Genomic DNA, 13,167 nt, shown 5'->3' on the forward strand with positions numbered 1-13,167 from the left:
ACAAGGATTTCACAATGTGGGATAATCGCCCTTATACCACCCGGCGGGCGCCTGTTCGCTGCACCGGTTTTCTTATCTATTTCTGCAATACCCGCCAATGAGCAACACCTCCCCACTTAAAGACTCGCCTCTTGGGCACGATGTGGTTTATCCCACACGGTACGATCCCAGCGTCCTGTTTGGCATTGAGCGCTCCCTGAACCGGCAGACACTTCGCGTTCCGGAACAATGGCATGGTGCCGATATCTGGAATGGCTACGAAATTTCCTGGCTCAATCCAAAAGGCAAGCCCGTCGTCGCTCTGGCGCGGTTTGTCATCCCCTGGAACAGCCCACGCATCATCGAGTCCAAGTCGTTCAAGCTTTACCTGAACTCGTTTAATGATGAGGTTGTGGAAGACATAGCCAGTCTTGTGCAGCGCATGGAGCAAGACTTAAGCACGGTTGCCGGTGCCGCCGTCAACGTGACGCTGATTCCGCTCAGCGCCTTGAATGGTCAGCCTATTGCCCAGTTGGAAGGCCACTGTATTGATGAGCTGGATATCAGTATTCAGGACTACACGCCACAAAGTGGCTTGCTTCAATGCCTACCAGACGCCCCCATCGTGACCGAGTCTCTGGTCTCTGATTTGCTCAAGTCCAATTGCCCTGTCACCGGCCAGCCCGACTGGGGCAGCGTGCAAGTGCGTTACACCGGTCCGCAGATTGATCCTGCTTCCTTATTGCGCTATATCGTTTCGCTGCGCCGTCACACCGAGTTCCATGAACATTGCGTGGAGCGTCTGTACAGCGATATTCAGCAAAGCTGCCAGCCCGAGCGTTTGCTGGTGTACGCCCGTTACACCCGCCGTGGAGGCCTGGATATCAACCCCTGGCGCAGCAGCCATGCGGATAGCGTGCAAGAGCCACGACTGGCGCGCCAGTGATCACACTATAAAGATGCACTCAAACCAGAAAGGCCAATGTGCTTTTCTGGTTTCACAGTGCCAAGCTCCACACTAAGACACGACAAGGCCAAGCAAGGCAAGAAAAAGCCCCAAAAACCGATCAAGTTTTTGGGGCTTTCTTTTATGACCGCATCAGACGGTCATCATTGCAAAGTGCATCAGGATTTAGTCGCGCGACTTACTGTCGAGGCCACATACACAGCCAAGCCAGCCGCCGTCCAATACCCGATGGCCGCACCGTACCAGGGAGCCTGAGTCAAACCCACATCCAAGAGCAAGCCAAAGCCCACGGGCGCCAGAGAAGAACCAACGTCCATGCCGGAGTACACCAGGCCATAGACGGCGCCAGTAGAACCTTTGGGGGTGACACGACGTATCAGCATGTCGCGCGATGGTGAAGCGATGCCCGAGCAGAAACCAGCCGCCCCCACCACGAACAAGGCCAGAGAAGGCATGATCCAACCTGCGCCCAGCACCAACAGCAAAGCCCCGGATACGCATAGAGACACAAACACAATCACTTCAGAGCGCGGTGTGGTGGAAGCAATGAAGCCACCGACAAACATGCCCGCCGCCGAGGCCAGCATAAAACCGGACAAGGCCGTGCCTGCCACCACCTTATCAATGCCGTACGTGTTATGCAGCATGGGAATAGTGTAGTTTTGCACGACCGCCATCGCCGCTGTGGCAAAGGCAAAGAAAAGGAAGGCGCCCCATAAGGAGGGACGCGACAGCAAGGTAGACAGTGTCGTCCAGACCGATTCCTTGCTTTGTGGACGAGCCGGCGCCGCACCCGAGGCTGTACGCCCCGCCAAGGCATCCCGATTTATCAGTACCAACACCAACACAGCCGCAATCAAGGCCGCCGCCGACAATACGGCAACACGCCAGTTGAAATAAATGGTCAGCGTCGTAATAAAGACAGGCGTCAAAGCCCAGCCCAGATTTCCTGTCAAGCCATGGGCGCTAAACGCGTGCCCCAGACGAGCCGAGCTGACACGATGGTTAAGAATGGAGTAGTCCACGGGATGAAACACCGCATTACCTACCCCACCAATCAATGCAGCCGCCAGCAACATGCCGTAGCCATTGGCCATGCCAATCAGCAAAGCAGCGACTACAAAACAGGACAAGCCCACTTTCAGAACCGGCAAAGCGCCGATACGATCAACCAGAAAGCCCGAGGATGCCTGCCCAAAGCAGGAGACCAGATAAAAGGTGGTGACCAGCCCACCCAGCTTCAGGAAGTCGTACCCGAACTCCTGCCCCAAAGCGATGTAAAGCGTGGGCAAAATCAGTTGAAAAAAATGCGAACTGGCGTGCGCAATACCGATAACACCGATCACCTGCCAGTCCTGTGAACCGTCAGGCCCCGCCCCGTCCAGCGTTCTTGTTGATGAATTAGCCATTGGTCTTAACGTTGCTTTTTCTTGATCTCCGGCCAGGCCTTCTGCAAGTAATAGCACATGGACCAGACCGTCAGGACCGCAGCAACAATAATCAGGGCTTGCCCAATGATCCGTGTCGGCAAGCCCATGACGGGCGACCAGTACAGCAGACAAGGGATGGCAACCATTTGCGCGGCGGTTTTGAATTTACCCAAGCGATGAACAGCCACACTACCACTGGCGCCAATCTTGGCCATCCATTCCCTCAGTGCCGAAATGGTAATTTCACGCCCAATGATGATCAGAGCGATAAACGCATCCACACGGCCAAGATCGAGCAAAACCAATAACGCGGCGCTGACCATGAGTTTGTCCGCAACCGGATCCAGGAAGGCCCCGAACGAGGAGGTCTGGTTCCAGCGACGAGCTAGCCAACCATCAAACCAATCCGTCGCGGCGGCCACGATAAATACGGAGGCGGCCCACAGATCGCGTGTCTCCATGCTCAGCCAACTGGCTGGCAGATAAAACAAGGCAACGATCAGCGGAATCAGGACGATGCGAAGCCACGTCAGGGCTATGGGCAGATTAAAAGGCATAGCTTGGATACCAACCTAATTTAAAACAAAGGCTCTCGCCTATCGTAAAGCATGATAAATGCGTTCGGCCAGTTCAACGGATATTCCATCAACCGCACTGAGCTCATCAATACTGGCATCGGCAACCCCGCTAAAACCACCAAAGCGGGCTAACAGACGCTGACGCCGTTTGGCGCCAATCCCGTCAATATCTTCCAGGCGTGACACATTACGCGTTTTGGCACGTTGAGCGCGCATGCCCGTAATGGCAAAACGGTGCGCTTCGTCACGTACCTGAGCAACCAGCATCAGTGCCGCAGACTCCACCCCCAAAGCCACAGGCGGGCGATCATCGGCAAATACCAGGGTTTCCAGACCTACTTTACGCTTTTCACCCTTGGCAACACCGACCAGAACATGAATATCCAGGCCCAGTTCCACAAAAACCTGACGGGCGATCTCGATCTGACCCTTGCCTCCATCAATCAAAACAATGTCGGGCAAGGGCGCCAAACCCTCTGCAACCCGCGAGAACCGTCGGTTCAGCACCTGGCGCATGGCCGCGTAATCGTCACCGGGCGTGATGCCTGCAATGTTGTAGCGGCGATAAAGCGAATTCTGCATTTCATGGTGTTTATAAACCACACACGAGGCCTGTGTGGCCTCCCCTGCTGTGTGACTGATGTCAAAGCACTCGATGTGCAAGGCATCGAGCTGTGCCTCATCCAGATCCAATTGCAAGGCTTCGGCCAGTGCCCGGGTGCGATCGGCACGGGCGGTCGATTCACTTAAGACCCGGGCCAATGCCAGGCCAGCATTCTTGGTAGCCTGCTCCAGCCAGATCTTGCGCACACCTTGGGGGCGCACCACGACACGCGCCTTCACCCCCGTCTGCTCGGCCAGCAAAGGCATCAGGTCTGCATCGGGTAAGGCGTGTGAGCACACCAGAACCGGCGGCATGCGACGCTCCAGATAGTGCTGGGCGATAAATGCCGCCAGCACATCACTGGGAGTGTCATCGTTGATTTGTGTGGGAAAGAAAGCGCGGTCGCCCAGGTGACGGCCACCGCGCACCATGGCCAGGTTCACACAGAACTTACCACCGGCGTTCAGCACCACGATAATGTCGACGTCTTCCTTGCCCACCTGCTCCATGCTTTGCTGCTGCAAGACAGCAGACAAGGCTTTCATCTGGTCGCGCAACATCGCTGCCTGTTCGAAATCCAGCGAATCTGAGGCCTGCATCATGCGCTCTTGCAGCTCGCCCAGAATTTCCGCCGTATTACCATCCAGAAAACTGATGGCGCGCTGTACATCAAGCTGATACTGCTCGGGCGAGATCAGGTTGACACAGGGTGCCGAACAGCGCCCGATCTGGTGCAGCAAACAGGGGCGACTACGGTTGGCGTAGACGCTGTCCTCACAGGTACGCAAACGAAATACCCGTTGCAGGATCTGAATGGTTTCACGCACCGCCCAGGAATTGGGATAAGGGCCGAAGAAATGCCCCTTCCCGCTGGTACTGCCCCGGTAATAAGCAATACGCGGCGCCTGGTGGGCGCTGATCATCAGGTAGGGGTAGGACTTGTCGTCCCGGAAAAGAATGTTGTAGCGCGGCCGCAGACGCTTGATAAGGTTGTTTTCCAGCAGCAAGGCTTCAGCCTCGCTGCGGGTCACGGTGACCTCGATGCGCGCGACGCGCGCCACCATATGGGCAATACGGGGACTGCTCAGCGTTTTCTGGAAGTACGAGCTGACACGGCGCTTGAGATCACGCGCCTTGCCCACATACAGTACCTCGCCCTGTTCGTCGATATGCCGGTACACGCCCGGCAGATTCGGCAAATCAGACAGATAGGATTTTAGATTGAAGTCCGCGGGCATATTGATAGTGTTCATCCGCTTGCAAAGCGTCCCAATCCAAGGCTGGCGTGGTGGGCATCAGACGACGAATGCGGTTTTGCGATTCCTCGGACATCGTGAAGTCCAGGCGCGAGAGCAAGTCGTCGGCCAGATCAGGACGATTGCAGACCAGCACCATGTCGCAACCGGCCCCCAGAGCGGCTTGCGCGCGTGCCAGGATATCGCCCACAACTGTGGCGCCTTCCATGGTTAGGTCGTCAGAGAAAATCACACCATCATAAGCAAGGGCTTTGCGCAGCACGCGTTGAATCCAATAGGGTGAGAAACCGGCTGGCAGTGGGTCAACCTTGGAGTAAATCACATGAGCGGGCATCACCGAGGGTAATTGCAAAGTGCCCAGCCAACCGTAAGGGGCCGCATCCTCATCCAGAATTTCTTCCAGGCTACGGTCATCGACGGGGATCTCGTGATGCGAATCCGCCTCTACCCCGCCATGCCCTGGAAAATGTTTGCCACAAGCGGCCATACCAGCTTTGTTCAGGCCACGAATCAAGCCGGCAGCCAACATGGACACGGCGCGCGGGCTGCGGTGGAAAGAACGGTCACCAATCACTTTGCTAACCCCCCAGTCCAGATCCAGCACGGGTGTAAAGCTCATGTCCACACCGCAGGCGCGCAGCTCGGCAGCCAGCACATAGCCTGTGTCGGCAGCGACGGCAGCCGCCTTGACGGCATCACGCGTCCAGAGTTGACCAAGCTGGCTCATGGCGGGCAAAGTCGTAAAACCGTCTTCGCGGAAACGCTGGACGCGGCCACCTTCGTGGTCCACGGCAATCAACAAAGGCTCATTGCGTACTTCGTGAATGGACTGGCACAGAGCGGTCAGTTGGGCACGGCTTTCAAAGTTGCGACTGAACAGGATCACGCCGCCGACCAATGGATGACGCAGGCGCTCGCGCTCCTGATCCGTCAGAACCATGTCTTGTACGTCCACCATGACCGGGCCCGGAGGCAATACTGCTTGCGAGGAAAAACTCATTTAGTGTCAGACTCAGCTAAGGGTAAAGGGGATACTTCCGGCGCTTTGGCTTCCAGCACCACAAAGGCCATGGCCATATCGGATTCATCCGTCAGGGAAATATGGACGGCCCCGAACCGGGCATCAAACCAGCGGCGCAGATCTGCGGACAGGTGCACCGCAGGACGGCCTCCGGGTGCATTCAGGGTTTGCATGCGCGACCAGGCCATCGGCATGCGCATGCCCAGCCCCACCGCCTTGGAAAAGGCTTCCTTAGCCGCGAAACGGGTGGCCAGATAGCGCAGGCCGCGCACCGGGTCGCGTGCCTGACGGCGGGCATAGACCTCTCGCTCCTGCTCGCCCAGGATGCGCTTGACAAAGCGATCACCATGTCGGGCCAAGGCGCGCTCGATCCGCTCGATGCGGATCAGGTCGGTGCCGATGCCGGCAATCAAACCGGACGGTATTGGGGGCATGATGTCATCAGAAAAAATACAGCAAAAGCGGCCTGGGCCGCCTACCAGCTTGCAATGATACCGTGAGAGCGCGGAATACAAAAACGGCCCTGCCAGAGCAGAGCCGTTTTTTTACTTCAGGCCAGGCACGTTCAGAACGCGCGCTTGTCGATCACGCGTTTGGCTTTACCGGTTACGGTACGCTCGACCATGCCGGAGGACTGCACCCGGATACGTGCGCTGACACCGATAAAGGTCTTGATAGAGTGGGTCAAACGACGGGCCAGTTGCTCGCGCTGGGCTTCGTTCAAATGATTGAACTCGGCACGCACTTCCACCAGAATTTCCAGCTCGTCCATATTGCCGTTACGGCTCAGAACCAGTTGGTACTGGGCAGCCAGCTCCGGCATTTTCAGAACCAGTTCTTCGACCTGGGTCGGGAACAGGTTCACACCACGCACAATCAGCATATCGTCGCTGCGGCCAGTGATCTTGCCAATGCGGCGCATGCTGCGCGAAGTGGGCGGCAACAGTTGTGTCAGGTCGCGAGTACGGTAGCGAATGACGGGCATGGCTTCCTTGCTCAGCGAGGTAAAGACCAGTTCGCCGCTTTCACCCTCGGCCACAGGCTCGCCGGTTTCAGGGTTGATGATTTCGGGGTAGAAATGGTCTTCCCATACCACTGGGCCGTCCTTGCTTTCCACACACTCCATGGCCACGCCCGGGCCCATCACTTCGGACAGACCGTAGATGTCCACGGCGTCGATGCCAGCGCGCTGCTCAATATCCAGACGCATCTGGCCTGTCCAGGGCTCGGCACCAAAAATACCGATACGCAAGGAGGTATCGCGGGGGTCCATGCCCTGACGCTCGATCTCTTCCACGATATTGCAGAAGTACGAGGGGGTAACCAGAATCACGTCGGGACGGAAATCCTGAATCAGCTGAACTTGTTTTTCAGTCTGACCACCGGACATGGGAACTACGGTACAACCCAGACGCTCGGCACCGTAGTGCGCACCCAGACCGCCGGTGAACAGGCCGTAGCCGTAAGCCACGTGAGCAATGTCACCGGGACGGGCACCGGCCGCCCACATGGAACGGGCAAACAAGTCTGCCCAGGTGGAAATGTCCTTCGCGGTATAGCCAACCACGGTAGGCTTGCCCGTGGTGCCGCTGGAAGCGTGAACACGTGCTACCTGCTCACGGGGAACCGCAAACATCTTGAAGGGGTAGTTGTCACGCAAGTCTTGCTTGGTCGTGAAGGGGAACTTGGAAATATCCGACAACTGCTTCAAATCGTCGGGGTGTACGCCCGCTTCATCAAATTTCTGCCGGTAATGCGGCACATTGTCGTAAGCATGCTTTAGCGTCCATTTCAGACGTTCCAGTTGCACGTTACGGATTTCGTCAACACTGGCATGCTCGATGGCATCGCGGCCAACCTGTTCTTTAATTGCTGTCATGGTGTACTCCTGCCCTGCCGCTGGTGTGGTACTACCGACCCCCCCGGGGTCCACAGGGTATGTATCGTCAAAAATTATTTTTTTTCAATCCCGCCCAATACCGTGCCATTTAGCCGGTACGAGCGCCCACGGAACAAGGCAATGCGCTTGTCGTTCTGGTTGACCACCTCGATGTCGTAGACACCGGTGCGGCCTGCCAGGGACGCCTCGACAGCGCGAGCTGTCAGGACATCCCCTTCAAAAGCAGGTGCCAAGTAATCGATAGTGCAACCGGACGCAACCGTCGGTGCATTGCGAGAATTGCAGGCAAACGCAAAGGTGCTGTCAGCCAAGGCAAAGATGAAACCACCGTGACAGGTCTTGTGGCCGTTGAGCATGTCGGCGCGCACCGTCATGCTCATATTGGCTGCACCCGGTGCCACGCTGTCCAGGCTCAGGCCCAGGCCCTGAGAGGCCTGGTCATTGCCATACATATGCTCGCTGACCTGTTGGGCCAGCGTTTGTGGGTCTTCAACAGCAAGTGCGTTGCTTTGCATTACTTTCCTTTGAATTGGGGGGCACGTTTGCCCAGGAATGCATTAACACCCTCGCGATAATCCTCGGATGCACCCAGTTCACGCATCAAGTCGCGCTCCAGATCCAGCTGTTGATCAAGCGAATGGGCATCACTGGCATAAATTGCTTTCTTGGCATAGGCCAGACCTTTGGTCGGCGCCTGTGCAAAATGAGCTGCCAGCTCATTCAGGCGAGCCTGAAACGCGTCGTCATCCACACATTCCCAGATCAGGCCCCACTGAGCTGCCTGCTCGGCCGAGAGCTTATCGCCCAGCAAAGACAGCCCCATGGCACGCGTTGTACCCACCAGACGCGGCAAGAAGAAGGTACCGCCGGTATCGGGCAAGAGGCCCAAGCGGCAGAAAGGCTGGATGAAGCTGGCCGAGCGGGTGGCGATCACGATGTCACCGGCCAAGGCCAGGTTGGCTCCGGCACCGGCTGCCACACCATTGACGCCGACCACCACAGGGGCCGCCAGCGCGCGCAGACGACGCACCAGCGGTGCATAGAATTTTTCAATGGTGGCACCCAAATCCACGGGGGCATCGCCTGCACTCATCTGGCGCTCGGACAAGTCCTGGCCAGCGCAAAAGCCACGACCATTACCCGTCAGAATCAGTACACGCAAATCGGTGCACTGTTCGACTTTGTCCAGGGCCTGAGCCAGCTCACCGTGCATATCGGCCGTAAAGCTGTTGAGCTTGTCGGGACGATTCAAGGTAATGCGTGCTACGCCATTTTCCAGCTTAAATTGAATACTTTGGTCAGTCACCTGGCCACCCTCCTTTAGAAATGCCAGCGAGTCTGAACGACACGGAAACGATTAGCAACATAGGCCGAATCCGACAGGGATGCGTTAGCGGCCGGGTTGGCGCCCGTGCCGTGGAAGTCGCTGTAAGCGGCGGTCTGGTTGATGAACACAGCGCCGGTCAGGTTCAGGGACAGAGACACGCCGGAACGCTCGGCCATGCGCTGGATCTTGGCGGTCACCGCATCATCGGTGCTGTAAGCCGACAAGGTCAGAGCACCGTGCTCAATCACGTTGCGACCGGCCACTTCAATGCTTTGCTCGGTCGAATCGGTTTGCACCACAAACACGATGGGGCCAAACCACTCTTGCTGGATCTCGGGCTGGTCCACACGGGCCTGCAAGACCAGCGGTGTACGTACGCGGGCACCGGGAAATGCGGGGTGTTCCAGCGTCTGGCTGTCAGCCAGGATAGGCATGCCCAGTTGGCGAGCCTGATCAATACGCTGTGCGCAGGCTTCGTTTTGCACGGCGCCGGTAATTTCAACGGCACGGGCCGGATCGGACACCAGCTTTTGCACGGCTTGTGCCAAGCCTTGAGCGACTTCATCAAAGCTCATCACGCCATCGGCAGTACGGATACCGTCGCGAGGCACATAGATGTTTTGAGGAGCGGTACACATCTGGCCGGAATACAGCGCAAAGGAGAAAGCCAGATTGCGGGCAACAGCCTTGAAATCATCAACCGAATCAATAATGACCTGGTTCACACCGGCTTTTTCGGTGTAGACCAAAGCGTGGCGAGCATTTTCTTCCAGCCAGTTACCGTTCTGGCTGCTGCCGGTAAAGTCGATCAGCTTGACGGCCTTGTTCATGGCCAGTTGCTGGGCGGTGTCTTCTTGAGGCTCGTGAGCGGCCAGCAAGACCACATTAGGATTGAAACCGGCTTCGGCCAGCACGTCGCGGGCGACGGCAACGGTAATGGCCAAAGGCAGGATTGCGCCAGGATGCGGCTTCACAATCACGGTGTTGCCGGTAGCCAGGGAAGCAAACAGGCCTGGATAACCGTTCCAGGTCGGGAAGGTGGAGCAACCAATCACCAGACCTACGCCACGGGGCACCACCTTGAACTGCTTCTTCATCTGGATGGGATCGTGCTTGCCCTGGGGCTTGATCCAGTCAACCAGACCAGGGATACGGGACATTTCCTGCCAGGCATAGGCCACAGCTTCCAGCGCACGCTCCTGAGCGTGAGGGCCACCGGCCTGGAAGGCCATCATGAAGCCCTGGCCCGTGGTGTGCTGCACAGCGTGAGCAATCTCGAAGCTGCGCTGGTTCAAGCGATGCAGGATTTCCAGGCAGATACCAACCCAGGCTTGCGGGCCAGCATCACGCCAGCTGTCCAGCGCCAGTTGCGACTGGGCCAACAATTGATCCACGGGAACTTTGGGGTAACGAATGCCCAGATCAAAACCAAAAGGCGATTGCTCATTGCCCACTTCTCCTTGGGCGCCTTCCAGCGTCAAAGGAAAAGCTTTGCCGCGGTAGGCTTCAAAAGCAGCCTGACCATCCTGAGCCGCGGTTTCGCCGTAGGCGCGCGGGCTGGGATTTTCAGGATAAGCGCTCCAGAAGTTGCGCTCCAGAATGCTGCTCAACGCGTGATCCAGCGTCGCCTGATGCGTTTTGAAAAAATCTGCTGCCATACAATGTGCTCCTGAAACTAGTAGGACGCCAAGCCGGGAAGCTGGCGTCCAAATTCTTGGAAAACCGCTTGTTCGCTGCGGTCTTAGGTTTCCTGATCGAAGTCAATGACCACCCGGTCGGTCACCGGAAAGCTTTGACAACTGAGCACGAAACCGCGGGCTACTTCGTAATCTTCCAGTGCAAAGTTGGCGTCCATGTCCACTTCGCCCTCTACCACTTTGCAACGGCAGGTAGAACAAACCCCACCCTTACAGGAATAAGGCAACTCCAGCCCTTGCTCCAGTGCCGCATCCAAAATACTGCTGTTGCTCTTGCTGATGGTCAGGTTGCGAGTAATGCCATCCTGAATCACGGTCAGTTCACACTCTTCCTTACCCGGAGCCTTGCGCGACTCCTCGCCCGTACGCAAGGCACGCGGGCCTTTAGGGGCACCGAACAGCTCGAACTTGATCTGGGATTTTTCCAAGCCATTTTCCTGCAAGGCGGCAACCACCTGCTCGCTCATGTCCTGGGGACCGCAGACAAAGGCCACATCCACACTGGCGGGATCGAACCATTGCTGCATTAGCTGACGTACTTTTTCGCCGTCCAGACGACCGTTGAACAAGTCAATATCCTGCGTTTCCCGGCTCATGATATACACGATGGAGAAACGTTCCATATAGGTGTTTTTCAGGTCTTCGATCTCTTCGCGGAACATGATGGCCGAGGAAGCGCGGTTACCGAAAAACAGCGTGAAGGTCGATTTTGGCTCGGTATCCAGCGCGGTTTTCACCAGCGACAGAATCGGGGTAATACCACTACCGACCGCAAAGGCGGCGTAACGATGGGCCTGGCTGGGATCAAAGTCCACGGTAAAGTTGCCATCAGGTGGCATGACTTCCAGGGTAGCACCCGCTTCCAGATGGCTGTTGGCCCACGTGGAGAACGCCCCATCATTGACACGCTTGATCGCCACGCGCAGCAAACGGTCGTGCGGTGCCGCACAGATCGAATAGGAGCGGCGCAGTTCCTGGCCGTCCAGATGGGTGCGCAAGGTCAGGTACTGACCGGGGCGGAACTGAAACACATCCTGCAAATCGTCGGGCACGGTAAAAGCCACCACCACGGCATCGCGGGTGCTGCGGGAGACCGAGGCCACAGGAAGGGAATAAAACTGACTCATAGGACTAATGCGCCTTAAAGTAATCGAATGGTTCACCGCAGCTGATGCAGCGATACAGCGCCTTACAGGGTGTAGAGCCAAACTGGCTGATTACCCGTGTATGCGTGGAGCCGCATTGAGGACAGGCCACCACGGGCGCCTCGGGCTGACGCAGCAAACCAGAAATATCAACTGCACTTTGGGCCGGAGGAGCGATACCGTAGTCGCGCAAGGCCACTTTGCCCTGCTCGCTCATCCAATCGGTCGTCCAGGCCGGTGATAACTTCGTCTCTACCCGAACCTGCTCGATACCGGCCTGTTGCAAGGCCTGTTCAATCGAGTGGCTCATCTCGTACATCGCCGGACAACCGGAGTAAGTCGGTGTGATGGTGACCACACACACGCCCTGCTCCCAATTCACGTCACGCACAATGCCCAGGTCCAGCAAGGAGATCACGGGGATCTCCGGATCTGGAACCGTGGCCAATACTTGCATGACCTGCTCGGTGCTCCAGGTCTGTGTCATGACGATCACCAAGTGGCGTCGGGGTACATACGTGGCAGATGCTGCATTTCCGCCAGCAGATACCCTAACGCTTCCGTGTGACGGCCTTGTGGACCACCACGATAAGCCTTGTGCTGAGCATCCTGCTCGGCCGGGCAACGCAAGGTGGCACGCTCGAGCGCATTTTGGATGTATTCCAGGCAAGGCTGCCACAGACTGGCCATCAAAGGCACGGCTTGGCGCTGAGCCAATTCCTCGGTGATCTCGTCATCCAGAAACAACTCACCCAGGTAGAACCAGGCATCATCAATGGCTTGCTGCATGCGTTTGTGGCTCTCTGGCGTACCGTCGCCCAGGCGCACAACCAGGTCGGTCGAGCGCCGCAGGTGATACAGCACTTCCTTATGCGCCTTCTGGGCAATTTCACGAATCTGCTCGTCGCTGGATTCGATCAACTGCTCCAGCAGGAAGCAATGCCAGGCATCAAACAGAAACTGACGTGCCAGCGTGTCGCCATAGTGACCATTCTCGCGCTCGACCAGCAGGTAGTTGGTGTACTCGTGAACATCACGGTGATAGGCCAGACGATCTTCGTCACGGCCCTGGCCTTCGGTTTCGCCAGCCAGAGTCAGCCACATGCGAGCCTGACCCAACAGGTCCAGTGCGGTATTGGCACAGGCCAACTCTTCTTCCAGAGCCGGGCCGTGGCCAGTCCACTCACCCAGACGCTGTGCCAGCACCAAGGTGGAATCGCCCATGCGTAGGGCGTAAGAAAACAGGGCTTTGTCCATGCCGGT

General features: G+C 57.2%; 13 protein-coding genes. 1 reads left to right on the forward strand and 12 read right to left on the reverse strand.

Features of this window, described 5'->3' with window-relative positions; genetic code table 11:
• The first annotated feature begins 97 nt into the window (after window positions 1-97).
• A complete protein-coding gene (queF, locus tag AC6I6N_RS05680; protein WP_230017825.1) occupies window positions 98-925 on the forward strand; it encodes an NADPH-dependent 7-cyano-7-deazaguanine reductase QueF in 828 nt (275 codons plus the stop codon).
• Window positions 926-1,104: 179 nt separating this feature from the next.
• On the opposite strand, the gene AC6I6N_RS05685 is transcribed toward queF, so the two are convergent.
• The 12 genes from AC6I6N_RS05685 to paaC all read right to left on the reverse strand — a co-directional run bounded on the left by AC6I6N_RS05685 (window position 1,105) and on the right by paaC (window position 13,161).
• Window positions 1,105-2,355, reverse strand: coding sequence for an MFS transporter (locus AC6I6N_RS05685; RefSeq protein WP_094197096.1), 1,251 nt, complete (start codon window positions 2,353-2,355; stop codon window positions 1,105-1,107).
• Between the two features lie 5 nt (window positions 2,356-2,360).
• Window positions 2,361-2,933 (reverse strand): CDP-diacylglycerol--glycerol-3-phosphate 3-phosphatidyltransferase, encoded by a 573-nt coding sequence (gene pgsA, locus AC6I6N_RS05690; RefSeq protein WP_094197097.1) that lies wholly within the window; start codon window positions 2,931-2,933, stop codon window positions 2,361-2,363.
• Window positions 2,934-2,972: 39 nt separating this feature from the next.
• Window positions 2,973-4,796, reverse strand: coding sequence for an excinuclease ABC subunit UvrC (uvrC, locus tag AC6I6N_RS05695; protein ID WP_094197098.1), 1,824 nt, complete (start codon window positions 4,794-4,796; stop codon window positions 2,973-2,975).
• Window positions 4,759-5,814 carry a beta-N-acetylhexosaminidase gene (gene nagZ, locus AC6I6N_RS05700; protein ID WP_108727668.1) on the reverse strand — a complete coding sequence of 352 codons (1,056 nt, stop codon included), beginning with the start codon at window positions 5,812-5,814 and terminating at the stop codon, window positions 4,759-4,761. The genes uvrC and nagZ overlap by 38 nt, the downstream gene beginning before the upstream one ends.
• The gene (acpS, locus tag AC6I6N_RS05705; protein WP_376913615.1) at window positions 5,811-6,269 is read right to left on the reverse strand and encodes a holo-ACP synthase; all 459 of its coding nucleotides are present in this window, start codon (window positions 6,267-6,269) and stop codon (window positions 5,811-5,813) included. The genes nagZ and acpS overlap by 4 nt, the downstream gene beginning before the upstream one ends.
• A 131-nt stretch (window positions 6,270-6,400) precedes the next feature.
• A complete protein-coding gene (gene paaK, locus AC6I6N_RS05710; RefSeq protein ID WP_042481657.1) occupies window positions 6,401-7,714 on the reverse strand; it encodes a phenylacetate--CoA ligase PaaK in 1,314 nt (437 codons plus the stop codon).
• Window positions 7,715-7,788: 74 nt separating this feature from the next.
• Window positions 7,789-8,250: a hydroxyphenylacetyl-CoA thioesterase PaaI gene (paaI, locus tag AC6I6N_RS05715; RefSeq protein WP_094197100.1), complete on the reverse strand. Its 462-nt coding sequence runs from the start codon at window positions 8,248-8,250 to the stop codon at window positions 7,789-7,791.
• Entirely contained in the window at window positions 8,250-9,041 is a 792-nt protein-coding gene (gene paaG / locus AC6I6N_RS05720) for a 2-(1,2-epoxy-1,2-dihydrophenyl)acetyl-CoA isomerase PaaG (RefSeq protein WP_460196365.1), read from the reverse strand. Before paaG ends, paaI begins: the two co-directional genes overlap by 1 nt.
• 14 nt (window positions 9,042-9,055) lie before the next feature.
• On the reverse strand, window positions 9,056-10,720 hold the full coding sequence (paaN, locus tag AC6I6N_RS05725) for a phenylacetic acid degradation protein PaaN (protein WP_094197102.1): 1,665 nt from the start codon (window positions 10,718-10,720) through the stop codon (window positions 9,056-9,058).
• A gap of 83 nt (window positions 10,721-10,803) precedes the next feature.
• Window positions 10,804-11,886, reverse strand: a complete 1,083-nt coding sequence (gene paaE, locus AC6I6N_RS05730; protein ID WP_094197103.1) for a 1,2-phenylacetyl-CoA epoxidase subunit PaaE — start codon at window positions 11,884-11,886, stop codon at window positions 10,804-10,806.
• A gap of 4 nt (window positions 11,887-11,890) precedes the next feature.
• Window positions 11,891-12,391, reverse strand: a complete 501-nt coding sequence (gene paaD, locus AC6I6N_RS05735) for a 1,2-phenylacetyl-CoA epoxidase subunit PaaD (protein WP_094198381.1) — start codon at window positions 12,389-12,391, stop codon at window positions 11,891-11,893.
• A gap of 5 nt (window positions 12,392-12,396) precedes the next feature.
• Window positions 12,397-13,161, reverse strand: coding sequence for a 1,2-phenylacetyl-CoA epoxidase subunit PaaC (gene paaC, locus AC6I6N_RS05740; RefSeq protein WP_094197104.1), 765 nt, complete (start codon window positions 13,159-13,161; stop codon window positions 12,397-12,399).
• Window positions 13,162-13,167 lie beyond the last annotated feature (6 nt).

The organism is Alcaligenes sp. LTN-3, from assembly GCF_059735605.1.

What these genes read in the sequence shown, in the direction of transcription:
- queF (WP_230017825.1), top strand. Translation starts at nt 98, where the DNA reads ATGAGCAACACCTCCCCACTTAAAGACTCGCCTCTTGGGCACGATGTG.
- AC6I6N_RS05685 (WP_094197096.1), bottom strand. Translation starts at nt 2,355, where the DNA reads ATGGCTAATTCATCAACAAGAACGCTGGACGGGGCGGGGCCTGACGGT.
- pgsA (WP_094197097.1), bottom strand. Translation starts at nt 2,933, where the DNA reads ATGCCTTTTAATCTGCCCATAGCCCTGACGTGGCTTCGCATCGTCCTG.
- uvrC (WP_094197098.1), bottom strand. Translation starts at nt 4,796, where the DNA reads ATGCCCGCGGACTTCAATCTAAAATCCTATCTGTCTGATTTGCCGAAT.
- nagZ (WP_108727668.1), bottom strand. Translation starts at nt 5,814, where the DNA reads ATGAGTTTTTCCTCGCAAGCAGTATTGCCTCCGGGCCCGGTCATGGTG.
- acpS (WP_376913615.1), bottom strand. Translation starts at nt 6,269, where the DNA reads ATGCCCCCAATACCGTCCGGTTTGATTGCCGGCATCGGCACCGACCTG.
- paaK (WP_042481657.1), bottom strand. Translation starts at nt 7,714, where the DNA reads ATGACAGCAATTAAAGAACAGGTTGGCCGCGATGCCATCGAGCATGCC.
- paaI (WP_094197100.1), bottom strand. Translation starts at nt 8,250, where the DNA reads ATGCAAAGCAACGCACTTGCTGTTGAAGACCCACAAACGCTGGCCCAA.
- paaN (WP_094197102.1), bottom strand. Translation starts at nt 10,720, where the DNA reads ATGGCAGCAGATTTTTTCAAAACGCATCAGGCGACGCTGGATCACGCG.
- paaE (WP_094197103.1), bottom strand. Translation starts at nt 11,886, where the DNA reads ATGAGTCAGTTTTATTCCCTTCCTGTGGCCTCGGTCTCCCGCAGCACC.
- paaD (WP_094198381.1), bottom strand. Translation starts at nt 12,391, where the DNA reads ATGACACAGACCTGGAGCACCGAGCAGGTCATGCAAGTATTGGCCACG.
- paaC (WP_094197104.1), bottom strand. Translation starts at nt 13,161, where the DNA reads ATGGACAAAGCCCTGTTTTCTTACGCCCTACGCATGGGCGATTCCACC.